The 23,929-nt window shown below is 62.0% G+C and carries 20 protein-coding genes and 2 tRNA genes; 9 read left to right on the top strand and 13 right to left on the bottom strand.

The genetic code is table 11. The features are described from left to right. Positions 1 to 98: 98 nt before the first annotated feature. A complete protein-coding gene (locus IEW81_RS12965) occupies positions 99 to 542 on the top strand; it encodes a MarR family winged helix-turn-helix transcriptional regulator (RefSeq protein WP_097061707.1) in 444 nt (147 codons plus the stop codon). Then, a complete protein-coding gene (locus tag IEW81_RS12960; protein ID WP_097061706.1) occupies positions 539 to 1,882 on the top strand; it encodes a cryptochrome/photolyase family protein in 1,344 nt (447 codons plus the stop codon). Before IEW81_RS12965 ends, IEW81_RS12960 begins: the two co-directional genes overlap by 4 nt. Here IEW81_RS12960 and IEW81_RS12955 read toward each other — a convergent pair. After that, entirely contained in the window at positions 1,879 to 2,760 is an 882-nt protein-coding gene (locus IEW81_RS12955) for a carbohydrate kinase family protein (RefSeq protein ID WP_179691907.1), read from the bottom strand. The genes IEW81_RS12960 and IEW81_RS12955 overlap by 4 nt on opposite strands. After that, complete coding sequence (locus IEW81_RS12950; protein WP_097061704.1) at positions 2,753 to 3,109, bottom strand: pseudouridine-5'-phosphate glycosidase; 357 nt, start codon at positions 3,107 to 3,109, stop codon at positions 2,753 to 2,755. Before IEW81_RS12950 ends, IEW81_RS12955 begins: the two co-directional genes overlap by 8 nt. A gap of 285 nt (positions 3,110 to 3,394) precedes the next feature. Here IEW81_RS12950 and IEW81_RS12945 point away from each other — a divergent pair, with 285 nt between their 5' ends. Further along, positions 3,395 to 3,898, top strand: a complete 504-nt coding sequence (locus IEW81_RS12945) for a hypothetical protein (RefSeq protein WP_097061703.1) — start codon at positions 3,395 to 3,397, stop codon at positions 3,896 to 3,898. Between the two features lie 309 nt (positions 3,899 to 4,207). Here IEW81_RS12945 and IEW81_RS12940 read toward each other — a convergent pair whose 3' ends face one another. Both IEW81_RS12940 and IEW81_RS12935 read right to left on the bottom strand, forming a co-directional pair. Continuing rightward, positions 4,208 to 4,939, bottom strand: coding sequence for a GAF and ANTAR domain-containing protein (locus IEW81_RS12940; RefSeq protein ID WP_097061786.1), 732 nt, complete (start codon positions 4,937 to 4,939; stop codon positions 4,208 to 4,210). A gap of 12 nt (positions 4,940 to 4,951) precedes the next feature. After that, entirely contained in the window at positions 4,952 to 5,671 is a 720-nt protein-coding gene (locus IEW81_RS12935) for an ANTAR domain-containing protein (protein ID WP_143544730.1), read from the bottom strand. A 752-nt stretch (positions 5,672 to 6,423) separates the two neighbouring features. Here IEW81_RS12935 and IEW81_RS12930 point away from each other — a divergent pair. Further along, positions 6,424 to 6,759 (top strand): DUF7882 family protein, encoded by a 336-nt coding sequence (locus IEW81_RS12930; protein WP_097061700.1) that lies wholly within the window; start codon positions 6,424 to 6,426, stop codon positions 6,757 to 6,759. A gap of 195 nt (positions 6,760 to 6,954) precedes the next feature. Here IEW81_RS12930 and IEW81_RS12925 read toward each other — a convergent pair whose 3' ends face one another. Next, the gene (locus IEW81_RS12925) at positions 6,955 to 7,212 is read right to left on the bottom strand and encodes a hypothetical protein (protein ID WP_143544729.1); all 258 of its coding nucleotides are present in this window, start codon (positions 7,210 to 7,212) and stop codon (positions 6,955 to 6,957) included. A gap of 1,320 nt (positions 7,213 to 8,532) precedes the next feature. Between IEW81_RS12925 and IEW81_RS12920 the strand changes: the two genes are divergently transcribed. The 4 genes from IEW81_RS12920 to IEW81_RS12905 all read left to right on the top strand — a co-directional run bounded on the left by IEW81_RS12920 (position 8,533) and on the right by IEW81_RS12905 (position 14,139). Beyond that, positions 8,533 to 9,810: a glycosyltransferase gene (locus IEW81_RS12920; RefSeq protein ID WP_097061698.1), complete on the top strand. Its 1,278-nt coding sequence runs from the start codon at positions 8,533 to 8,535 to the stop codon at positions 9,808 to 9,810. Then, a complete protein-coding gene (locus IEW81_RS12915) occupies positions 9,807 to 11,663 on the top strand; it encodes a right-handed parallel beta-helix repeat-containing protein (RefSeq protein ID WP_097061697.1) in 1,857 nt (618 codons plus the stop codon). Before IEW81_RS12920 ends, IEW81_RS12915 begins: the two co-directional genes overlap by 4 nt. Then, positions 11,660 to 12,679: a right-handed parallel beta-helix repeat-containing protein gene (locus tag IEW81_RS12910; protein WP_097061696.1), complete on the top strand. Its 1,020-nt coding sequence runs from the start codon at positions 11,660 to 11,662 to the stop codon at positions 12,677 to 12,679. The genes IEW81_RS12915 and IEW81_RS12910 overlap by 4 nt, the downstream gene beginning before the upstream one ends. Positions 12,680 to 12,768: 89 nt before the next feature. Beyond that, a complete protein-coding gene (locus IEW81_RS12905; protein WP_097061695.1) occupies positions 12,769 to 14,139 on the top strand; it encodes a UDP-glucose dehydrogenase family protein in 1,371 nt (456 codons plus the stop codon). A 16-nt stretch (positions 14,140 to 14,155) separates the two neighbouring features. Here IEW81_RS12905 and IEW81_RS12900 read toward each other — a convergent pair whose 3' ends face one another. From IEW81_RS12900 to IEW81_RS12880, 5 genes are all read right to left on the bottom strand, one after another. Continuing rightward, positions 14,156 to 16,093 carry a right-handed parallel beta-helix repeat-containing protein gene (locus IEW81_RS12900; RefSeq protein ID WP_097061694.1) on the bottom strand — a complete coding sequence of 646 codons (1,938 nt, stop codon included), beginning with the start codon at positions 16,091 to 16,093 and terminating at the stop codon, positions 14,156 to 14,158. A gap of 132 nt (positions 16,094 to 16,225) precedes the next feature. Beyond that, the gene (locus tag IEW81_RS12895) at positions 16,226 to 17,284 is read right to left on the bottom strand and encodes a BTAD domain-containing putative transcriptional regulator (RefSeq protein ID WP_097061693.1); all 1,059 of its coding nucleotides are present in this window, start codon (positions 17,282 to 17,284) and stop codon (positions 16,226 to 16,228) included. Positions 17,285 to 18,368: 1,084 nt separating this feature from the next. Continuing rightward, a tRNA-Ser gene (locus IEW81_RS12890) sits at positions 18,369 to 18,457 on the bottom strand. Between the two features lie 49 nt (positions 18,458 to 18,506). Beyond that, entirely contained in the window at positions 18,507 to 19,775 is a 1,269-nt protein-coding gene (locus IEW81_RS12885) for an LCP family protein (protein WP_097061691.1), read from the bottom strand. Between the two features lie 457 nt (positions 19,776 to 20,232). Continuing rightward, positions 20,233 to 20,553, bottom strand: a complete 321-nt coding sequence (locus tag IEW81_RS12880) for a hypothetical protein (protein ID WP_143544728.1) — start codon at positions 20,551 to 20,553, stop codon at positions 20,233 to 20,235. Positions 20,554 to 20,885: 332 nt separating this feature from the next. On the opposite strand from IEW81_RS12880, the gene IEW81_RS12875 reads away from it, so the two are divergent. Continuing rightward, positions 20,886 to 21,533, top strand: coding sequence for a peroxiredoxin-like family protein (locus tag IEW81_RS12875; protein ID WP_097061785.1), 648 nt, complete (start codon positions 20,886 to 20,888; stop codon positions 21,531 to 21,533). Between the two features lie 165 nt (positions 21,534 to 21,698). Here IEW81_RS12875 and IEW81_RS12870 read toward each other — a convergent pair. From IEW81_RS12870 to serS, 3 genes are all read right to left on the bottom strand, one after another. Beyond that, positions 21,699 to 21,783: transfer RNA gene (locus IEW81_RS12870), tRNA-Ser, on the bottom strand. A gap of 64 nt (positions 21,784 to 21,847) precedes the next feature. Beyond that, positions 21,848 to 22,657: an HAD family hydrolase gene (locus IEW81_RS12865; protein ID WP_097061689.1), complete on the bottom strand. Its 810-nt coding sequence runs from the start codon at positions 22,655 to 22,657 to the stop codon at positions 21,848 to 21,850. Next, positions 22,654 to 23,919 carry a serine--tRNA ligase gene (gene serS / locus IEW81_RS12860; RefSeq protein WP_097061688.1) on the bottom strand — a complete coding sequence of 422 codons (1,266 nt, stop codon included), beginning with the start codon at positions 23,917 to 23,919 and terminating at the stop codon, positions 22,654 to 22,656. The genes IEW81_RS12865 and serS overlap by 4 nt, the downstream gene beginning before the upstream one ends. Between the last annotated feature and the right edge of the window lie 10 nt (positions 23,920 to 23,929).

The raw sequence follows: 23,929 nt of genomic DNA, 5'->3' as shown, positions 1-23,929 counted from the left end.
AATCGGCACTGTCTTCCAATCTGCAATAGAGACTTCTAATCTGCAATAGAGACTTCTAATCTGCAATAGAAGTCCGTGCACATGCATAGAGTTGGTCCATGAGTGATAAGTCGTTGTCGGTGGATGCCTGGGAAGCCCTGTTCCGCGCGCAGGTATCCGTGCTCCGCCAGTTGAACTCGGAATTTCCGAGCGGTGAGCTGTCGCTCAATGAGTACGACGTGCTGTTCAACCTCGCACGCGTGCCAGACCGCCAGTTGCGCATCCGCGAACTGAACCGGAACCTGCTGATCACCCAGCCCAGCGTCAGCCGCCTGGTCGATAGGCTCGCGTCCCGGCGATTCGTTTCCAAGGAGCACGATTCGGCCGATGGTCGTGGAACTATCGTGCGGCTGACGGAGAGCGGTTTCGAGATCTTTCGCAGGATTGCGGTCGTACACGCGGCATCCATCCACCGCAGGGTCGGTGGAGCGCTGACCGATGTCGAGCTCAAGACCCTCACCGCACTCACCGACAAGCTGCGCCTCAACGTGGGAGTCGTATGACCGCGCCCACCATCGTCTGGCTGCGCGACGACCTGAGGCTGACCGACAACCCCGCGCTCACAGCTGCGGCCGATCGCGGGCCGGTCGTGCTCGTGTACCTGCTCGACGACGACAGCCCCGAGGTACGGCCGATGGGAGCCGCCAGCCGATGGTGGCTGCACGGCTCGCTGCGATCGCTGTCCACAGCAACCGGCGACCAACTCGTGCTGCGCCGCGGAGCCGCGGAGACGGTGATCCCCCAACTGGTCGCAGACACGGGCGCGGCTGCCGTGTTCTGGAACCGCCGCTACGGCGCGGCACGGGAGATCGACGCACGCCTCAAGTCGAGCCTTCGTGAGAGCGGGCTCGAAGCACAGAGCTTCCAGGCGAACCTGCTCTTCGAACCGTGGACGGTCAGGACAGGCGAAGGCAACCCGTTCAGGGTGTTCACGCCGTTCTGGAGGGCCGCCCGCGAGGCAGCGGTTCGCGCCCCGCTCCCCGTGCCGCACGTGGACTGGGCGATCGCAGACGGCGACGACCTCGAGTCGTGGGCACTGCTGCCGACCCACCTGGACTGGACTGCAGGATTACACGAGTCGTGGAATCCGGGAGAAGAGGGCGCCCACGCCCAGCTCGAGAGCTTCGTCACCGAAAGGCTGGCCGACTACCACCGTCGCGACGAACCCGCCGTCGAAGCGACCAGCCGCCTGAGCCCCCACCTGAGCTTCGGTGAGATCAGCCCGTTCCAGATCTGGGAGCGGATGCACGGCGACCTGCCTGCTGCCGCGACGAAGAATGTCGCAAAGTTCCTGAGCGAGGTGGGCTGGCGTGAGTTCAACGCCAACATCCTGTTCCACTCGCCGGAACTCGCGGAGAAAAACTACCGCCCCGCGTTCGATGCCTTCCCGTGGGCCGAACCAGACCCCCGCGACCTCAAGGCCTGGCAGCAGGGGCGCACCGGCATTCCGATCGTCGATGCCGGCATGCGCGAGCTCCGGCACACCGGCTACATGCACAACAGGGTCAGGATGATCGTGGCCAGTTTGCTCATCAAGAACATGCTCATCGACTGGCGGGTCGGCGAGAAGTGGTTCTGGGATTGCCTGGTCGACGCCGATGAGGCCAGCAATCCAGGCAACTGGCAGTGGGTGGCTGGCTCAGGAGCCGACGCGGCCCCGTATTTCCGCATCTTCAACCCGATGCTGCAGGCTGACAAATTCGACGGTCAGCAGAAGTACATCAAGCGCTGGGTTCCCGAGTTCGGCACCGCCGAATATCCGGAGTCGATCGTCGACCTCGCCGCGTCGCGTCGGGAAGCGCTCGCGGCGTACGAACACGTGAAGGCTGGCCAGCGCGCCTAAAGCACCGGCCGGCCGCCGATGATGGAAGCGGCCTTCGCCGCCAATTTCGCCCCAGCGCTCGCCGATCGCCCGAGGTCGCCCGAGCGCACCCATCCATTCAGGAAACCCGCGCAAAATGCGTCCCCGGCTCCCGTCGGATCGACCACGGGGGTAGTGACCGCCGGCACCATCAGGGTCGTGCCATGGTGGGAGATCACAACACCGGCCGCACCCATGGTCAAAACGACGGTCGGAAAGTCTTTTGCGAGTTTATCGACGATGTGGGCGGGGTCGGAGAGCCCGGTGAGCACCCTGCCCCCCTCGAGGCTCGGGAACAGCAACTCGACACCTTTGATGGCCGCGAGAAATTTGTCGACACCATAATCCGCGATGACGCCGCCAGAGCCCGGGTCGACAGAGACCTTCGCTCCGGCCCGGTGTGCACGCGCAACCAGCGTGGCAAACCCGGCAGCACCGGCTGAGTTCAGCAGCGAGTATCCGGTGAGGTGCAGCACTGCGGCATCCGCCAGCAGCTCGGTGGTGACATCCACCGGGTCGAGTTCCGTGTTCGCACCACGCTCGGTGAGCATCGTGCGGTGCTCACCCTCGACGATGATCACGATCGTGCCCGTGGTCAGGGTCGGGTGCGCTCGCAGGTGCGTGGTGACACCGGCCCGTCTAAGCAGCATCGTGTGTCTCTCGAGATCGGCCTTCCCGACGACACCGACGAAATCGACAGTCATTCCCAGCGACCCGAGCCAGGCTGCGGTATTGGCTGCCGATCCGCCCGCCCTGAAGCCGATGGATGCCGCAGTGTCGGTGTCTATGCGGATCGCGTCGTACGGCATCGCCACAACATCGTCGATGATGTCCCCGAACGAGACGATGCGGTCAGGCACTGAGCGCCTCCCATGCGGTGACGATGCGAGCAGCGACCCGCACATTGCCGTGGGCGAGGTCGAGGTTGTCCTCGTGGAAGCCGCGAACGCTTGCTTTCGCTAGCGGCTCCTCGGCTATCCGCCGGATGCCGCCGGCGTCGAGACCGATGCAGGCGACCCCGTCAAGCACCGCAATGGTGGACGGCGTCACATCGGAGTCGCGCAGGATCGACTCGAATTCGACGGCAGCTTCGTGGTTGCGGGGGCGGGGGAGCCCGTGGGCGATGATCGTCGACTCGAGCGCCACGACCGGCCGCGGGGCTGCGATGGCGTCGGCGACTTCGGCTGAGAGAACGAATGGTTGAGGCATCCACACCAATCTAGGGGTTTCAGCCTCCCTGCGGTCGATGGTTACCACAGCTTTTGGAACGCGACAAGAGGGAAGCTTTCAGGTTCGGAAAGGGTGATGCCAGTTCCCGCGGCATCGCGGGAAAGAGCGCACGCAGCAGTCGTCGAAAATCACCCTGTGCCATCGGTCTCGAAGCCTGGCCCCCAAACCGGGGACGCCATCACTCCGGATACCCACCGTGGCCCAGAAGACCTGGGCCCGACTGGTCCAGTAGGTTCTGGCCCGCAATCTGAAGAGGAGTTCACCATGAACATCACGAAGAAGACCGCATTCGGAGCAATCGCTGCAACCGCAGCCCTCGTTGTCGTCGGCATCGCCGGCCCGGCTATGGCGTCGGACGACACGAACGACAGCCCGACGAGTTCGTACTCGTTCAACTCGAACACCGAGACCCCCGTGGTCATCGCACCCGACGTCAAGCTACTCAACGGTGACAACTTCAACGAGTTGCTTAACGCCCTCAACGGCGGAATCGGCAACGGAAACGCTGTCGCTTCAGGCAACGACATCACCGCGCCGATCGCGTCGGGCAACGACACCGCTACCGGCAACGTCAGCGACGTAGCCAACGGCAACAACGTCAGCGACGTAGTCGACAACGTCACCGGTGTATCTGATGTCGCGGATGTGTCTGATGTCGCGGATGTGTCTGACAACACCGACGTAACCTCCAACGCATCTGACCTCGTTGGCGACATCACCGACAGCATCAACCTCGACGGCATGCTGGGCGGCATCCTGGGACGCTAGTTCCCGGTAAGCACCCTGCGGCCCATTGCCGCAATGCGAAGACCCCTTCAGCCCTGGCTGTGGGGGTCTTCTGTGCAAGCGCGGTGTGTGTCTCGACAGGATCGGGACTTGGAGGCTTCCGATAATCGCCCCGCGGGGAACTCAGGCATCCCAGCACCACCCCTGTTCGGCTGTTCGGCGCACTAGCGCTCCCTGTCGGATTGAGCCTCTACGCCCCTGGCCGACAGGGCCGCACAAAGGCGGCCTCATTGCACCATTGAATGAACCCGGGGGCGATGGATGGCCGACGAGGGTCCAGGCGGTCAGATGCTATTTTTTGCCGACCTTTCCCAGCTGCAGCCGCCGGGCGGTGATGTCCTCGGCAACCTGCCGAAGTACGAGGTTGCGATCCCGTGCGTAGGTGCGCATGATGGAAAACGCGTTGTCCATGGTCGTGCCCAGCGTCGCGGCAAGCACGCCTTTTGCCTGCTCGATCAGGACCCGGGAGTCGAGCGCTCGCTGAAGCTGCTCGGCCACCAGCTCAGCGCTCCGGATGCTGCGTTCCTGCAAAATCCCGATCGTAGCGACGTCGGCCAGAGCCTGAGCTATGGCGACATCCTCCGACACCAGCGCGCCGACATGGTAGCTGAACAGGTTCATGGTGCCGATGACCTGACCTCGCAGACGAAGCGGCGTGGCGTGCACCGACCGAAATCCGAGCTTCAGCGCCTCCGGTCCGAATCGCGGCCAGCGATCCAGGTTCTCCTCGATGCTCGCGACGGTGACAGCATTGCCGGTCCGGAAACATTCCATGCACGGTCCGTCTCCCGCCGCGAGTTGGAAGACTTCGACCATCGTCGCATCTTCGCTTGTCGACGCAACAAGTTGCAGGTCCCCTGCAGAGTTGACGATCATCAACCCGCCAGCCTGGGTGTCAAGAATTTCGATGCACTGTTCGACCAGCCAGTGCATGAGGTCTATCACGTCGAACTCGGCGACGAGGGTGTCGGCCAGCTTGACAAACGCCGTGTTGAGCCTGCTCTCGCGCGTTCCCGTCTTCATCATCGTCCTTTCCTAAGTTTCTGCTTCATATGGGGTGGCGTCGAACGTGAACACGCCCGACACCACCTCATGGGCAACCTGCTGGAGCGTCTTCATGTTGGCAAACGCATGGGCCTGGAGTCGTGCGTAGGCGATGGTCGCCGTTGTATCCAGTTGTACCAGAACCATGCCGGTTGCCTGATGAATTTCTCGGCGCGATGCCGGCGCCATCTGTGACCCAGCATCGATCTCGTCTGTGGCCGATCGCAGCGCCTGGCTCGTCAGCGAGCCGACTGCTGCGGATGCGATGGCCAGTGCCGTCGTTTTTTGCTCCGGGCTCAGGACACGAGCAGCAGCGCAATAGAGTGTCGCGACTCCGAGGGTCACTGCCCCCATTCTCATCGGCACACTGAATAATGCCCCAATCGACAGTTCGTGAAGTGCGGCCCCGAACACTGGCCAGTCGTGATGGAGGTGCTGAGCAACATCCGGAATGCCGATGAAGTTCCCGAATCGCGACACGGAGAATTGCGGCCCCTCGCCGAGTTCGAATTGCAGCTCATCCACGCGTGCTGCGGTGGCGTCGCTGGAGCACAGGGTCAATCGGGCCCCAGAACCCGCAAGTACTGCAACGGATGCGCCGGTAATAGGGAGGGCCGCGACAAAAGCGTCGCACAGGTCCAGTGGGTCGCTGCCACCGACCGTTTCGCTTTCGTCGGAGACGGCGGGGGGCTCGTTTCGCGGGGATGTCATGCTGAGTACCACGGCATCAGGCAAAACCCCCATCGACCCTCGCAGTTGGACTGCCAGGGTCTGGGACAGTGCTTTCACGATACCGCACGCCCGCAATCTGGCGCTCAGTTCCGATGATTCGGACAATCGCAGATATGTCGTTGACATTCGTTTTGCAGAATGAAAGTCTATTGAGCATCACTCCAGCCTTCGGTGAGTCTTCCCTGACGGATCGGCCGTGCTGTGACACATTTTCCCTCGACCCTCCCCGAGGCTCTCGCCCGGGTTATCAGCCGCGGTGTGCCTTGTCCCTTGCTGACGGTGCGACGGGACCATAGACAAAACTGGCAGGCCGGTAGCTCCCAGGTCAACATCCTGTCTGTGCCGCTCACGGTCGTCCGTTCAGACGAGGCGGCGCGGCGGCACGGCGACATCGCCATCGCCATCGCCATCGCCATCGACATCGACATCGACGAACGAGACTCGACTGCCGGGCCACATCGAACGTCTACGCCCCGATCGGTTCCGGATGTCGGGGGCTGCCGCACCTCCGCGATGGATCCATGTCGCGAATTTCGACATCGCGCTGGTCGCCGAAGCAGAACGTTCCGGGTTTTCCGGGCCAATCGAGCCGGAACGGAACCACTCCGAGGCGCGTAGCTCGCCCTACATCCGCATTGGACGACGACAGGGCGGCGCAACGTCGAGAGGGAAATAGGTGCAGGGCTGGGCTAATCAGCATCACAATCCGTCACAACCGAACGGTGAGAACCATGGGATTTCTTTACTACGGCAACAACAGCTATGCAATCGAAATTGACGACCGCCCACTGGCACATTTAAAAATTGCCGTGCTCAGTTTGCTACGCGCCGGACAGTGCGTTGCATTTTCCTTCGATCGCCCAGGCGAACTGGGCGGCGGGCGCGAAACACTGTGGATCAGTCCCTCGACCGAAATCCGGTTCCGTTTTCATGGCAGCCGACCACCCCGCATCAATGAAACCTGGGCACGCTCCATCATCGCCACGGCCAAGACCCCCTCTGGATTGCGGCTGGTTACCGAGCCTGTGCAGGAGCCAGCTGATGCCAAAGTTTTCACGTCTGTGTAAGGCAGAGCAGTGTCTCGGCATCGGTCATGAGGCATCTGATCAGAATCGACAGGACAGAACTGGAGTTGTTGCCACTACAAGGCATGGTGACCAGCCGGGTTCCTCCGACTGCCGGTGAGCCCCCTTGCATATGTTCCTGCCGATTCAGGCGTGACGGCGGTCTAGCCGGCGCCGTCATTCCTGGATCGGCTTCCCCTAGAGATCGAGGTCCAGCATGACGAGATCTGAGTCGCCCTCGTCGCCTTCATCGAGATCGTCGACGTACGCGAAACTCTCGATCCACACCCACGACGCGGGTGTGACCAAAATTCGCAGTGGCCTCTCACCAGTTCCGACGAAGTCGATGAATGCGCCGGTGGCACGAACTGCCTCGAGTATCCGAGCCTCGACATCGTCGATCTCGTCGTCACTCACGGCAAATGCCTGTGCGTTGATATGGATCAGGTAGGTCACTCGACTGCTTCCGGTTGCCGGAACGGCAACCATTCGCCGTTGCCTATGACGTTACGTCTAGCGGGATTCTTCCACTAACTCTTGACGTAGGACAAGCACGGGGGCTAGGCACGCCCTGACTCGCCCTGGCTTTCATTCTGTGTTTCCCCTGGGAGGACTGAACTATGTCGAACCCTCACCCGATCGAGTCTCGTGAGCATGCACTGCGGATGCTGGCTCGAGCTCGTGCCGATCCCCGGTCTGATCACTCTGCCGCGGGCCATGTTGCCGGCGGTCTCGGGGTGAATTCCGGCCGTTGCGGTTGTGGAAGAAGCGTGCCGATATCGGACGCCGGTCGTAAGCCGGGAAGGGCCTCCGAGGCGGCAGCTGGCGATGAGACTCTTGTAGAAACAGATCGCTGGGCTGGAGAACGCGAACGATATCCTCCGGTCAGCGAGCGTGTTTGCGGCGCTCGATGCTCGATGCTCGGCGCTGTCCCCTCAACAGGAACCGTCGGCGAACCCTGCGACAACGCCATGACCGAGGCCGAATCACGCGCACCACGCTGAAGCCGAGCCACTTCTGGAAGCGACCGCTCGCAAGAAACCACCCGGGCACAAAACCCAGCGCGACTCATCACCATTCCAAGCTTCGAATGACCGCGAGGTCGCCTGCCTGCTGAAGTATCCCCAGGTTCTGCCCAGGCTGCACCTGACCGACGCCGTGTTCGGGCTGGGGGACGCGATATTTCCGGTCGTCGGCGGCACGGGTTCGTCGCGCTGCAGGACGTACAGTTCACGATCCGACTGTTTTGAGACCAGCTCGTGGATCGCTTGGGCCAGCGTGCCGCCGCACGCACCGGCGTCGTGATCTTCTTCCTGGGTATGCGGCTCGCGCGCCCGTTTCTCACGATCCCAGAATGATCACCGGCGTCGGTCTCGCGAGCGTCGGAATCTCGACCGTCGTGCGGGTCGGCTATCTAATTTCACCGCCTATCGTCGGAGCGATCGCAGAGAACCCAAGCCGTTGAATGGGTCTACATATGGTGCCGGTTGCCGGGATGCTCACCGTTGTTTTCTCGCGCGTCCTGCGCGATCGGGTAGAGGCGTCACGCTGATTCGCGACGATCACGTAGCCGAATTTATGTCACGTAGAAAGTTTCGCGAAGGGGGTTGCGTTCTTATTCGACCTATGTCTGTAATGAGGGTCATCAACCGATAAGCCGCATGTTGGGTTCCCTGGTCCCGGGATCCGACCTTCAGGCACACGGCCAACGGGGACCGAGCTAGCGCCACCCATGCGTCCAGCGTTCGGTTTTTCCCATCCGAGCAAAGGACTTCCATGACGTTTCCGCCGAGCAATTCTGAGTTCGATCTTTCCGGGATACTCGCTGCAATCACGTCCGTCGTCGAAAGCATCGCACCGTACTTCCCACTGGCGATCGCCGGCACGATCGTCTGGGGACTGTGGATCTACCGGTTCATCCTGTCGCGGCTGGCGCGCCCCATCGAAAGCGACTTCAGGACGACAACCTCGATAGTCGTTCCGTCGTTTCATGAGGATCCGAAGATCCTGATGCGCTGCCTGGATTCATGGCGCAGCCAAAATCCGACCGAAATCATCATCGTTCTCGACGTCGCCGACCTCGACGCATACGAGCGCATTGTGCAGCTCGGTGACCCTCGGGTTCGGCCGATTCTCTTCCACCACGCGGGGAAAAGATCGGCTCTCGGCGTGGGAATTCGTGAAGCCAGCTCCGAACTGCTGGTGCTCACCGACTCCGACACCTCGTGGATGCCCGGACTGCTCGAGAACGTTCAGAAACCGTTCATCGATCCGACCGTCGGCGGCACAAGCACCCAGCAGAGCGTCTACCAGCGCGACTCCAGCCTGTGGCGGCGCATCGCCGACTGGCTGGTGAACCTGCGCTACTTCGATTACGTGCCGGCAATGGGTCGCGCTGGCGCGGTGCCGTGCCTCTCGGGTCGAACCGCTGTCTACCGTCGCTCAGCCGTGATGCCGGTGCTCGACAACCTCGAAAATGAGTTCTTCCTCGGCCGACGATGCATCTCGGGTGACGATGGTCGGTTGACCTGGCTTGTTCTCGCCTCCGGTTACCGCACCGTTCATCAGTCATCGGCCAAGGCGCTCTCCATGTTCCCGGCGGGCTTTGGCGCATTCGTGAAGCAGCGAGTTCGGTGGAGCCGCAACTCTTACCGCGCCTACCTCACCGCAATCGCGAAGGGTTGGCTGTGGCGGGTTCCGTTCATTACAAAAATCACTGTGCTTCAGATCCTGCTGACCCCGGTCACGATGGGACTGACGATCTTCTATCTGATTTTCAGCCGCCTGGATGTGTCCACCTGGGGGATCATCGCGGCAGCCGCGTGGTTGCTGCTCGGCCGTGGCATCCGGGGCATCTCGCACCTGCGCCGGCATCCCAAGGACATTCTGATATTGCCAGTGCTCGCTCTCACGGTCATCTTTGTCGCGCTGCCCATCAAGGTTTTCGCCTTCTTCACGATGAATAAGCAGGGGTGGCTCACCCGGCACGATGACACCATCGGTGGCGACGGACAGACAGCCAAAACCCTGCGCCCAGAAACGGTCGACGCATGAGCCGCGTTCGAGCTGGCCTGATCGGCGCGAGTGTCGGCGTTGCCGTCGGGGCAATACTGGTTGGTCTCGTCGTCAACGGCGTAGATTTTGGGGACGTCAAGCCCGATGCGGTCGGACGAAACGAAATCGCCGCGAACGGAACCATACAGGGCGACCTCTATTCCGGTACGCCTGAGCTCGAGTCTCGGCTGGTGCAAATCGAAGACGAGCGGCTGGTCTATGCGCGCACTGCGGCTTCGGTCGCGCGTTGGGGAGATATCAGCACGGACGGCCCGTTCCGACTCGACACCGGCGCGGCGTTCACCCTGGTGCTCACGGCTCGCGCCGAGCCGTACACGATCGAGGACCTGCTCGCACTGGCTCCGAACACCTTCGTGGCCCAGGATGCCAACACCTACCTGCTGAGCGAAAGCGTAGTGGTGATGGAGGGGGCTACCCTGGCGCTGAATGCTGACCGGGGCGTCACGATTCGAATGGAGAGCGACGCCTCAAAGTTCGTGTCCATCGTGACTCTCGGTGGCGCCCTGACGATCGCCGGCTCCGACCTCGCGCCCGTGTCCATGCTGAGCTGGGACAGCCAGCTGGCCGCGCCCGACACCGTCACCGATGATGGCCGAGCCTACATTCGTGCGATTGGCGGGCAGGCGACCCTCTCTGACGCAGACTTCGCCAATCTGGGGTTCTGGAGCGGAAACACGGGAGGGTTGGCGCTGACCGGAAGCGAGGCGGCCGGGCCATTCAATGTGGCCGATATGAGCGCTCTCACCGATAAGGCCGCGCCAGAGGTAGCGGGAGCGTTTTTGCTTCCGGCCGGAGCCCTGAAAGGCGACGTGTCGGCTCCCACAGTCAGCCCACTTGTTTCAGCAAAGGTCGACAACGTGAGCATCGACGGCAACGCCTTCGGTCTGTTTGTGACCAGCGCGGTGAACGTCAGGGTCAGTCACTCGGACATTACGAACAGCCTCGTCGACGGCCTCGTGTTTCACCGATTCGTTAAGGACAGCACTGTGATCGACACAACATCGTCCAATAACGCTGTCGACGGGTTCACGCTCGCCCGCTCGTCGACCGGCGTGATTTTCGACCGCGTCACGGCATCCGCCAACGGTCGCAACGGCATCTCCCTGGACGGCCAGCCGCTCGCCGACGGGCCGAGCGCGATCGGAAGCGAAGTTGAGAGCTACGGCGACAACCGCATCACCGACAGCGACCTCCTCGAAAACGGGCGGTACGGCGTCGAGATCAGCGGGGGGCGCGACGTCACGGTCGCAGCCAACCGCATCGCATCCAACCAGGTGGGCGTCGTCATCAATCACGGCTCCTTTGGCGCAATCATAAAGAATAACGACTTCGGCGAGCAGGGCCTGCAGTCTGTCGCCGTGCGGGATGGAGTAATGCAGGCTGCGGTCAGCAACAACACCTTCGCCGGCGGCGATACGGCAATATATGTCAGGAATGCCGGAGTAGCGATAACGGACAACACGCTGACATCACTGTCGAACCATGGCGTCACGGTCATGGGGGATGCGGGCGCCGTCAGCGTCGTTGGCAACTCGATCTCGGGCTACGGCACGCTGCCCATCTACGATCGTGAGGCCGTTGGGTTCACCCCGGGCATCAACGATCTTGACGGATGGCATCCGGCCACGACGCCGGCCGCTGTTCTCAAATCCATTTTTCGACCGTTGACGATCATCTGGCTGGTGCTGGCGCTCTTGCTGCTCGCAACGATGGTTGGCCCCCGATCGCTCAGATTTGGTGCCTACCGCCATCCCTATGCCAACCGTGCCCCATTGCAGACCCTCAGCAAAGGTGTCATCGCGCGGCATTCTGTCAGTCGGGTGTCCGAATGATGGCGGGCCAGGGTATCCGCCTGATCGCCGTCGCCACGCTGCTCATAGGCCTGACGGCATGCGGTGCCCCGACTCCCAAGCCTTCGGGCGATTCGAAACAGCAATCCACTCCGGAATCGTGCGCATCGCCGACCGAAAAGGTAGCTACGTCATCGCAGCTGGCGGATGCCCTCACTGCGGCGAAACCCGGGGCGTCGATCCTGCTGGCACCCGGCATCTATGCGGGGCGCTTCATTGCGAGCGTTCCAGGCACGAAGGCACAACCAATCTCGTTGTGCGGGCCAGCCGATGCGATTCTTGACGGGGGGGGCACCGACAAGGGTTACGTGTTTCATCTCGACGGGGTGAGCAACTGGATCCTCGACGGATTCACCGTTCGCGGTGGTCAAAAGGGTGTCATGGCCGATGGCGTCACCGACACGATCATTCGCGGCCTAACCGTGACCGGAATCGGTGATGAAGCAATTCACCTGAGGGCATTCAGCACCGACAACGTCGTGACGGGCAACACGATCAATGCCACGGGACTACGAAAACCGAAGTTCGGCGAAGGCATCTACATCGGAACGGCTGAGAGCAACTGGTGTTCCATCACCAATTGTGAGCCGGACAAGTCGGATCGCAACACGATCTCCCACAACACCATCTCGGAGACAACGGCCGAATCGGTCGACATCAAGGAAGGCACGAGCGACGGCATTCTCAGCGATAACCGATTCGACGGTGCATCCATATCAGGAGGCGATTCCTGGGTCGATGTCAAAGGAAACGACTGGCTGATCGTTGATAACAAGGGTAGCTCGTCGCCCCTCGACGGATTTCAAACCCACGAGATTCTCGATGGCTGGGGGACCGGCAACGTGTTCCGGTCAAATACGGCGGACGTCATGGCGGGTGGTTTTGGATTCTCACTCACCCCTGAGCTTGGCAATGTCGTCGAATGCAGCAACACCGCAACAAATGCGCAAGAAGGGGTCAGCAACGTCGATTGCGCCCCAGGTTCCACCAATCCGTAACCCACTAACCCCGTAACCCACTAACCCACTTTGAGGAGAAACACGTGCCCATCACGCCTACTACCCACCCCATCGTCGAACATCCCAGGATGACCGTTATCGGCACCGGATATCTTGGCGCGACCCACGCCATCTGCATGGCGAATCTCGGCTATGACGTTCTTGGCGTCGACGTCGATGCTCGAAAGGTCGCCGAACTCAGTGCAGGGCGCGTTCCCTTCTTCGAGCCCGGGTTGCCCGAGAAGCTGAAGGAGGCGCTCGCATCCGGTCGCCTGCGATTCACGACCGATTTTGCGCTTGCCGCAGATTTCGGCGACGTGCACTTCGTCTGCGTTGGCACACCCCAGGCGGCGGATTCGCCCGCCGCTGACATGCGCTACGTTATCGCTGCATTCTCGAGCCTTGCCACCCGAATCACTCGAAAGGTTTTGCTGGTCGGAAAGTCGACGGTGCCCATCGGAACGGCTGCTCGATTGACTGAGATGGTTCACGAAATGTCCCCGGTCGGGTCTGAACTCGAGCTCGCCTGGAACCCCGAATTCCTGCGCGAAGGCCACGCCGTAGAAGACACGCTTCACCCCGACCGACTCGTCTTCGGAGTATCTTCCTTGTGGGCGGAACAGCAATTGCGGGCCGCGTTCCGCCCGATCCTCGAAGAGCAGACACCGGTTGTGATCGCCGATCTGGCCACATCCGAATTGGTGAAAGTGGCGGCCAACTCGTTCCTCGCAACAAAAATCTCGTATATCAACGCCATGGCTGAGGTGTGCGAGGTCACAGGCGGCGACGTGAATATTCTCGCGACCGCTCTGGGGTACGACGAACGGATCGGCTCCAGGTTTCTCAAGCCCGGGCTCGGGTTCGGCGGCGGGTGCCTTCCGAAAGATATTCGCGCCTTCAAGTTTCGGGCCGAAGAGCTGGGCGTGGGCCAGGCGGTTGCGTTCCTCGGTGAGGTTGACGCCATCAACATTCGCCGCCGAGTACGCACGGTTGACCTGATCAGGGAGCTGGTCGGGGGCGACCTCATGGGCGTGAAAGTTGCCGCCCTCGGCGCTGCCTTCAAACCAAATTCGGACGATATTCGGGATGCCCCGGCACTCGATGTTGCCCGGATGCTCTACCTCGAGGGTGCCATCGTGACGGTCTACGATCCCGAGGCCAACGAGAATGCCCACCGGGTCTATCCCGACCTCGACTTTGCAGACTCGATGGCCGACGCGATCAATGACGCACAGGTAGTTGCTCTTCTGACGGAGTGGGACGAATTCAGAAATGCAGATCCCGAGGTTCTCGGCCAGCTCGTGGCCAACCGGCGGATCGTAGACGGGCGCCACGCCCTCGACGCAGATCGCTACCGGGCCGCCGGCTGGGAGTACAGGGCATTGGGCCGGCCCCTGTCATCCCCGACGGTCGCACTCGCCGAACACCACAAGGACTCCGCAGCCACGCCGGGTCGGTAAGTCACCGAGGTGAGGGTCAAATGCATTTCACATTAGTGAGACCCAATCGAGCGCCCGACGATTTGCAGTAGATCTTGTTCCCAGTCTCGCTCGAATCGACCCTCACCTCATAGCCGGGCACCCCGCTCGATACCGTATTCGTGCGGAAGACGTTGTCGCGGCCCCATCCGGTCATGACGGAATGCACCTGGAACGCGTCAAGCAGCGTCCCGCTGCCCGAATTGGATTCCAGCAGATAGCCATTGCCCTTCACATCGACCCACGAGTCTGCGTAGTTCGCCCCCGAGTACCCCGCGTTGGTGAACACGTTGCCTCGAATGATCCCCCCGGATGTGCCTTCCTTCACGTCGATACCCTCTGCAGACGTGTTGGTGATGATGTTGTTCTCGATGAGCACGCGATCCGATTTGTCTGGGGTCGATGCCGATCCCATGATCGAAGCCCAGTTGCTCTTTGCGCTGCCGACATAGATGCCCTCGCCATATTCCGGTGTCGAGAGCCCGGTGTCGTGAACCGTGGAGTCGCGAATCGTGACCCCCGCGCTGTTTGCTCTCACGTGCACGGCCTCCTGTCCCGTTTTTCCGACCGTGAGATGATCGATGACGGTTCCGTTGGAACCATCGAGCACCACACCTTTCTGCGCAGTTGAAACGCTGAACCCGGTGAGGCGCCAGTAGTTGCCGGTGACGTGCAGCCCATAGCCCGACCTGTCGGAACCCGTTGTCAGCACTGCCCCCGCTGGCCCGGTAATTGTTATGGGCTTCAGTGAGGATGCGTCTGTTGCCGCCACGAATTGGCCGGTGTAAGTTGCGCGCGCGAGTTCGATGGTTTGGCCGGGCGTGGCCGCCCTGAGCGCTGCCGTCAGTTGCGCTGAAGTGGAAACCAAAATGCGATCGGACGGCGCGGATATCGCTACTGGAGTTTGGGTCGCGCTGGGGGCCGGCTCTGGCGTCGGAGCCGGTGTGGGGGTCGGCGCTGGCGTCGGAGCCGGTGCGCTCGGGGATCCCAGGCACGGAATATTTGCTGTGCCGAGCCCCGCCCCCGTGACTCCGCAGGCGACGGTGTTGCCTCGTTCCGTCGACTCGACTCGCACTTCGTAGCCGGGCATCCCTGCAACGGAATTACCCGCGAACACGTTGTCCCCGCCCCATCCGGCTACCGGGGAATGAACCTGGAACGCATCGAGCAGTGCCCCGGTGCCGCTGTTGCCCTGCACCACGGTTGAGTCTCCTTTGACGTCGACCCAGGAGTCGGCATAGTTCTGGCCGCTGTAGCCCGAGTTCGCAAAGATGTTCCCTCGAATCTGCGCGTTCCTCGTACCTTCTCTGATATCGACACCTTCCCCTGCGGTGTTGCTGATGGTGTTCCCCTCGATGATCACCCGATCGGACTGGTCGGGCACCGAGGCGGAGCCGGTGACGGCGCCCCACTGGGCGAAGGGTGAACCGACGATGATTCCGTCGCCCCAGTTCGCTTCGGTGAGTCCGGTGTCGTGGATGGACGAGTTGCGAATGCTGACATCGCGACTTCCACTCATGACGGAAATCGCCTCGCGGCCTACGCTGGCGACTTCGACACCGTCGATGGCGGTGCTGTCTGCGTCGATGAGAACGATGCCGCGAAGCACGGATTTCACGGCGAATCCGTTCAGGTGCCAGAAGTCGCCACTTACCGTGAGCCCTGATCCCGCACCGGTCGACCCGGTGGTCAGCACGGCTCGCCGACTGCCCGTGAGGGTGATCGGGGCGCTCGAAGTACCCTTCGCGGTGGCTGCGAAACTGCCACTGTAGGTGCCGTCCGCCAGCGCGATGGTGTCACCCGGCTGAGCGGCAGCAAGTGCGACTTTGAGTTGAGCTGAGTTGGAGACTGTGACGGCGATCGGGGCGGCGAAGGCCGCACCTCCAGTCGCGCAGAGTGATATTCCGAGTGCAATTGCCACGGCAGCTTTGGCCATGGTTGTACGACGAGTGTTAGCGATGATGGTCCCCCGGGGCCCGTTCCCACACGCTCAGAGCGAGAGTGCGAAGACAAAGCTACGGGATGCCAAGTGACGATGACGCGTCTGAGGCGTGACGGCGGCGTGGCGCTACGCGGATCGTAAGTTAGACACCAGTTCGGTCAGCAGCGGAGAAGGTGCAATACCGAGCGCGTCGTGGAGCAGGGCTCGATACCGCTCGTAGGCTCCAACAGCTTCGGAACGGTTGCCGTGAGCGAGGTGTGCGCGAACAAGTGCAATGTGCGCGCTTTCACGAAGAGGCTCGACTTTGATCGCCGCACGCGCGGCCTGCGCAGCTTTGAGCGGCTGCCCATGCCCGGTGAGAATCCCTGACATCGCTTCGAGGCCGGTCGTGCGCAATTGTCGCCAGTCCTCGCGGTCCTCGAGAATCCACTCGTCCTGCCAGTCGGTAAGAAGCTCCGTGGAGAGCGAACGCAGCGCCGCCGTCGTCAGGTCCCTCGCGACTACCGCTTCAACGCCGAGCAGTAGCCGGTGCGCGAGATCCTGAGCGAAGTGCAGATCCACCGTCGCGGAATCGGCGAGTGCCAGCCCTGCACAGGCAACATTGATGGCGTCCCGCGTTGGCGGATCGAGTCGGGCCAACGCACTCCGAAGGCTCACGCCTGCCCGCTCGTGCGACGAGTCTGGCCACATTTTCCCTGCCACCGCCACGCGGCTCATAGGCCTGTCGTGCAGGGCCAGAAAGACAAGTAAGCGTTGGGAGCCCAGTGGGAGCCCAGCTATTGCCTGGCCGCCCACTCTCAGACTGAACGATCCCAATACGCTGACTTCGATAGGCACGACTTCGGGCATAGATGAGTGCTGGTCGCCGCGCCGATCTGACGATGTCGCAATGCTGAGGTCTGCCTCGGCGAGGACGGGCAGTGACCAACGCTCGCTCCACTCGTTGAGCTCGCGAATGACCTTTTCAAGATCCCGGCCCTTGTCGGTCAGCGTAAATTCGGGGTCGGAGTCAAGTCCGGGTGATGCTCGTCGGTCCATTAGGCCGGAGCTGACAAGCGACGCCAGTCTCGATTTGAGGGTGCGACGATCGATCAGGAGATTTCTCTCGAATACGCTTGAGCGAGTCACCTGGCTGGTGAGCGCTTCGCCGAGGATCAAGAGGCTCCAGCGCTCGAAGTGCATCATCTGAATCCCCCGGTCATCACCCTTCCATGGAGAGTGTTTTCAGCTTACGGGGGGCGTCGCAGCCCGAGAAGGGCTTGACTTTGAGGCCGCATGAGGCCTCGCCGCGGCAGCAGCCCGGCTTCGACCCAGGTCCCATCGATCAGTTTCACCATCCAGTTTCACCATCGCGAGCAACCAGTGAGTGTTGGCGCCAGTGGAGCGCCGTGCGCGATCGCATCAGGGACTGCCCTGAGTTGCAGAGGATTACCGGGCGTTCGGCTCGCCGCAACGTTGCGGCGGCCTGTCCTATCGCGCAACGTGATTCGCCCACCGACTCGAAGCTGGTGAGGCCTGTAGCCAGCAGGCGAACCTCGCTTCCGACGATCTCGAGCAGTGAGCTGAGCAATTGGCACGCCCACATGCCTGAGTCGGAATATTTCACCCGGGTGCCCGGCATCTCCGGCGCTGGCAGCTTTCGCAGGGTCTATAACCGACATCCATGAGGGCGCCCAGGCTGCCGATATGCGCTCGTCGGAGTGCGCTCGCTGTCGAGTCGTTTGCGGCCTCGTGGAAGATATCAAGATCGAGGGACCTGATGTTCGTGCGCCCGCCTTGTCGTTACCCCTACCAGTATGGGCGCGACAACGGCTCACCATCCTCGAGAAGTCCCAGGCTCCGCCAGAGGCCGCCGAGCATCGCTATTGTCCCCGCTGTTACTCCCGCTCGGACGTGAGCAAGAAGACCGGAGACCGCCTCCTCCCGATGGGTGACGATTCGAACAGATACTAGGGCGGACGCCGGCTGACCCTCGCTCCCGTCGGTACGCTCCACGGAGCTCATCACCGTGGGACCCCGGTGACACGAACGATAGCGTTCCACTCGATCTGGTCGGCGCCAGTCGGCGCGACTACGTGACCACCAGGCCATTAATGGGGCACGGGTGGCTCGTGAGTTTTCGTGACCGCCGGCGAACTGCTGAGCCAGGTCGCCTTCGACCCCAGCCGAGACTCCCCGCCCCGCAAACCACAAAAAGCCCTCCCGAAGGAGAGCGAAATGTGAATGAGGCGCCGATTCACTTGTAAGCGACGACACGAGAAGCCAAGAGCGGAGACGGAGGGATTTGAACCCTCGGTACCCTTACGGGTACTCCACCTTAGCAGGGTGGTGCACTAGGCCGAACTATGCGACGTCTCCAGTGTTCGTCAGTAATCATAGCCAATCGCGGGCGCATGCCCGAATCGGATCAATAGCTATTGGTTATGGTGCAGGTGTATTGGGCCGCAGTCTGTCCGCTTACGCCCGAAGCGACAGGAACTTCCGGTGCATCTGTCGCTGGAGTGGTCGGCACCACGGGAGCATTCGGGTCGAGCGTCGAACCACGTTCGTCTCCAGCCGCTTCCAGCACGAATGGCTGGTCGGCCTTGATGTATTCCAGGAGGGTGTCAGCCGCATACTGGTTTGGCTGCACCTTCCCCGTGTAAACACCGTCGCCACCCGTTGTGCCCGGGTACTGCACGAACGTGACGTTCTCGAGCGGAATGTTCTTGAGCGCCTGTGCGATCGAGACCATGGTGGGGATGCTGTTGAGGCTGGACGACACGACCATGTTGCTGAGGGCAGCGTCGGCGAGCGAGTAGACCTTCTTGAAGTCGCCGAGAGTTTCCGAACTCTTCAGCTTCCTGACGAGAGCCGAGAGGTAGACCTGCTGTGAGCTGATTCGGGTCAGGTCGCTTCCGTCGCCGACCGCCGCGCGAGAGCGAAGGAACGCCAGGGCATCAATTCCCTTGAGGTTGTACGTGCCCGCCTCGGCGATGTTGATCCCCGTGTTGTCGTCAACCATGGGACCATCGACGCACACGTCGACGCCGCCGATTGCGTCAGCCATGTTGATCACGCCGTAGAACTTGATGAGCCCGGCGTATTGGATCGGCAGCCCGGTCAGCTCGGTGACCGTCTGCGCGACACAGGAAAGCCCCCCATAGGAGAGCGCCGTGTTGATCGGTTCTGTGGAGTATCCCTTGGTGTAGCCATCGGAACCCTCACACTCGGGGATGCCCACCACCATGTCGCGCGGGAAACTAATAGCTACGGCATTTGTCTGATCCTGGGAGACGTGCAGCAGCATCGTGACATCGTTCAGCTCGCCGCTGTCATCTTCCGTTGTGCCGCCGATCCCGCCCTGGTCCTGTCGGGTGTCGCTGCCAGCGATGAGGATGTTGAATCCACCCTCAATCGCGCCGACCTCGGGAATCGGTGCCGCGTCACCCTGTGTGCTGGGGATGTCTACGACCGTCGCTTTAGAGGTCAGGCTGGTCACCGCCAGGGCGCCCACTGAGGCACCGCTTACCAGCACAACGGCAAGGGCCACGGCGATGAACTTGACGATGGTGGTGATGGGGCTCGACCTGCGGAGTCTCCCATGGCGAGCGATGCCGGTGAGGGTACTGGCGCCGCTGCGGGTACGCAGCTCCGAGCGCGAACGCAACTCAGATCGTGGAGTCAATTCACTCAAGACAGAACCCTTTCGTCAGCCCCTAGAGTCCGGTCACGCGTGATCAGACGGGTAGTGGAACACTAGAGCACGGCGCCTTTGGGTGCAGTCGAAACGATGCCCCCCAGCTTCGCGGCGCGATGAGAAGCGCTCGACTGACTCTAGGTTACCAAGCAAGGCTGGGAAAACAAGGGAATGTGCGGGCCTTTCAGGAAATCCCCGAGACCTCGTAGCCATTGGGCACTTTTTGACGGGTGCAATCTTGATTTCAGCCTAAGCGCCGAACTTTTCCACCGCCATCACGGGTTCCAGTGCATGGAGGGCGGGCGTGCCCCTGTCCTCACCGTCGAACGCCACCAATTCATCATGTTCTGGCTTGCGCCGCTGAGGACGACAGGCCCATCTAGATCCGAAACGGCTTGCCCGCGCGCTCCGCGCACGCGTCCGCGATACGACGCCGCGTCGGGCAGTCTTATGGCTATTTCAGTCCGAGCACCGCTACGAAGTCACTGACCTGTGATTGGTAGACCTCCCGCACATCGGCCGGCAACGGCCCGGCGAGATGATCGTGGTGAGGCGTTCGCTCGCCGCCGATGACTGTGACGAGACGAAGAGACCGCGCGGACATGGACGAGTCCAGAAGATCGTTACGCACGTACAGATATGCGGACCCGAAGCCTGCGCCGGGCACCCGGTGAAATACTGTGGCCCCATAGCCGTTGGCGTCGAGCAGGTCGGCCGATCCGCAAACGCTCCGCCCCGCGTGGAATGCCGCGAACGCGGGAGAAGGAAATTTCACGCTGCCCACCTGACCTAGCGCACTGTGGTCAATTTCCCACCTCCACGTGCGGGTGGTCACCTCTACTCGAACACCCGGGTTGGCGATACCGCCGCTGCCGAAGACGCTCCGGACCTTGTCGACCTGAGATTTCAATTCCCCTTAGGCGAGGCCTCGAGGCTTGACCCTCGAGGCACATGATGGGGGGGGGTACTCAGAAGTCACTTCAACTGAGAGAGACAGGCTTCTGACCTCTGTTCCTGAATGGATGCAATTCGATACGGGGTCTAGCGGTGATCAACACCCCAACGCTAGGGTCGTGGCCAAGAATTCATGGGTCTGGATGGTGCATGATGAGCACACTGCAGCAGGCGGAGCAGAAATGGCTGGACGCCTGGCACCAAGGCCCGCTACGGCTGCGATGGGACCGGATCCCGCTCCAGATCGGCGACTCCGCACCAGACCTCGAACTCGCGGATCACACGGGGCAGCTGGTCCGACTGTCGACATTCTGGACGGATGGGCCGGCGGTCCTCCTGTTCTGGAGGCACTTTGGGTGCAGCTGCGGTCTCGACCGTGCCGCTCGTCTTGAGGCCGAGTATTCGAAGTACATCGATGCTGGCGCTTCCGTTGTGGTCATCGGCCAGGCAGATCCGGACCGTTCCGCCGAATACCGGGAGCGCAATCGCATCGTCTGCCCCATCCTCTCAGACCCTGAAAGAATCGCTTACCGCGCATTCGACCTCCTCGATGGGACTCCCTCACAAATCCTTTTTGATGCCCCGGATAGCTTTCTCCGCCGCGACGCGGCTGCGGGCGAACAGCTCGCCGCGGCGCGTCACGGTACGGAGATCGCGTCGGTCGACAGCCCGTGGCAACTCCCAGGCGAGTTCGTCATCAGTTCTGACGGCAAGGTTCAGCTCGCCTATCGATATCAGTACTGTGAGGACTGGCCGGACCCTCGGGTGATCACCGCCGCGATCCGCTTCGGCGGCATATAGGCCTGAGGCCTGCGTTCAGGCAGCGATAGTCGTCGGATGCCTATACCCACCTTCAGCCGCCCCCGCGGGAAGAAAAAAGCAGCTGACCACAGGCTTTGACCCGAACCCAGCTGCCTACTCGCGATTTCCTGAAAATTCTTATGAGATTGACGGAAACCCCTGTTGCGGAGGGCGCGAGATTCGAACTCGCGAGACATTTCTGCCCACCAGTTTTCAAGACTGGCTCCATCGGCCGCTCGGACAGCCCTCCTGGTACAACTCGAGAGTTTAGCCGACAGAATGCCGGCGCTCGCGAACTCGTGTGCGACTCCGGGTCAGAAGGCCTCGAGAAGCGCCGCGACGCCGTCATCGATATCGCTCGCGGTGCGCTCATTGGAGGCCGCGATCACCTCATCCGGAGCCTGGCCCATCGACACCCCGCGACCATCGACCGACGCCCACTCGAGCATGTCGATATCGTTGCGGCCGTCACCGACCGCCATGACGCGTGATCGAGGGATGTCGAGCAGCTGTCGCACCCGCTCGAGAGCTGTCGCCTTGTTCACGCCGTCAGGCGCGATGTCGAGCCAGGCCGTCCAGCCGACGTTGTAGCTCACCTTGTGGAGGCCCATCCGCTCGACGACTGAAAGAAAATCCTCGATCTTGTGCCCGGGTGAGATCACGACGACACGGGTCGCATGTGCCAGAAGCAGTTCGTCGAACTCCACCTTCTTGCTCGCAGCGCCGAGGGTTCCCTCGGGAAAATGCCCGGTGAATTTATAGAAACCATCTTCGTCCTCCACCGCATAGTTGGCAGATTCGAGGTTCGAGCGGATCGTCGTCAGCACTTCGCTCGGGTTGAAGGTCTCGACATAGTCGCGCGCATACCCGGTAGGCGCATCCGGATCGCGTCGAAGCGTAATCGCGCCGTTGGAGCAGACCACGTACTCGGGCGTGATCGACAGCCTTTCGAGGATCGGCAGTGTCAGGGCGACGGAGCGACCCGTCGCGAGCATGACCTCGTGCCCTGCATCCCGCACTTTCGCCACGGCGGCGATCACCGGATCGTTCATCACGCCGTCTTCGCGCAGCACAGTTCCGTCGATATCCAGAGCGATGAGCCACCGTTCAGATGCGGCGCTCATACGATCGGCTCGAAGATCTCGAGGCCGCCGAGGTACCCGCGCAGGGCATCCGGAACCACAACGGACCCATCAGCCTGCTGGTGGGTCTCGAGTATGGCGACCAGCCACCTGGTCGTTGCGAGCGTGCCGTTAAGGGTCGCGACCGGCGCGGTCTTGCCCGACTCCGTGCGGTGGCGGATATCGAGCCGTCGGGCCTGGAAGGTCGTGCAGTTGCTGGTGCTGGTGAGTTCACGGTAGGCGTTCTGGGTAGGAACCCACGCTTCGACGTCGAACTTGCGCGCCGCGCTGGAGCCGAGATCGCCCGCTGCGACATCGATCACCCGATAGCTGAGCCCGCACGCCTGCAGCATCGACTCCTGGTAGGCGAGAAGCTTCTCGTGCTCAGCCTCGGCCTCATCCGGAAGCACATAGGTGAACATCTCGAGCTTGTTGAACTGGTGCACGCGCAGGATGCCACGGTTGTCACGCCCGGCAGAACCGGCCTCCCGGCGATAGCAGGTCGACCAACCCACGTACCGCAGCGGCCCCTTGGAGAGTTCGAGGATCTCGTCGGAGTGGTATCCGGCGAGCGCGACCTCGCTCGTGCCTGTGAGATAGAGATCGTCGGCGGGGAGGTAGTAGACCTCATCGGCGTGCTCGCCGAGGAATCCGGTACCCGCCATGATCTCGGGCCGCACCAGGGTCGGCGTGATGAGCGGGATGAAACCCTCGGCGAGCGCCCTGTCGAGGGCCATGTTCATGAGCGCGAGTTCGAGTCTTGCGCCGACACCCTTGAGGAAGTAGAAACGGCTGCCCGAGACTTTCACCCCGCGGGCGATGTCGATAGCACCGAGTAGCTCACCCAGCTCGGCGTGATCTCGCGGCTCGAAGTCGAAGGTGGCGGGGGTGCCGACCTCGCGAATGAGGTTCCAGTCGTCCTCGCCGCCGGCAGGAACGCCGTCGATCGTGACGTTTCCGATCGCCCCGACGAACTTCGTGAACTCGGCCTCGGCATCCATCGATTTCTGCTGTGCCGCTTTTACCTGGGCCGCGAGGGCCTGGGCCTGGAGTACAAGCGCGCGCTTCGCCTCCTTGGGCGCGGTGGCAACTGTGCGCCCGAATGCGTTCTGCTCCGCACGCAGCTTCTCAAACTGCTGGATTGCGGTACGCCGGTTGGAGTCGGCCGTGATCGCATCGTCGACGAGGGCGACGGATGAACCTCGAGACTGCTGCGAGCGACGAATGGATTCCGGGTTTTCGCGGAGAAGCTGGGGGTCGATCACTCACACAGCC

It is taken from the genome of Salinibacterium xinjiangense, assembly GCF_014645015.1.
GTDB classification, from domain to species: Bacteria; Actinomycetota; Actinomycetes; order Actinomycetales; family Microbacteriaceae; genus Rhodoglobus; species Rhodoglobus xinjiangensis.
Note: the sequence above shows the minus strand (reverse complement) of the source record. Positions and strands in the feature narration are given on the sequence as shown.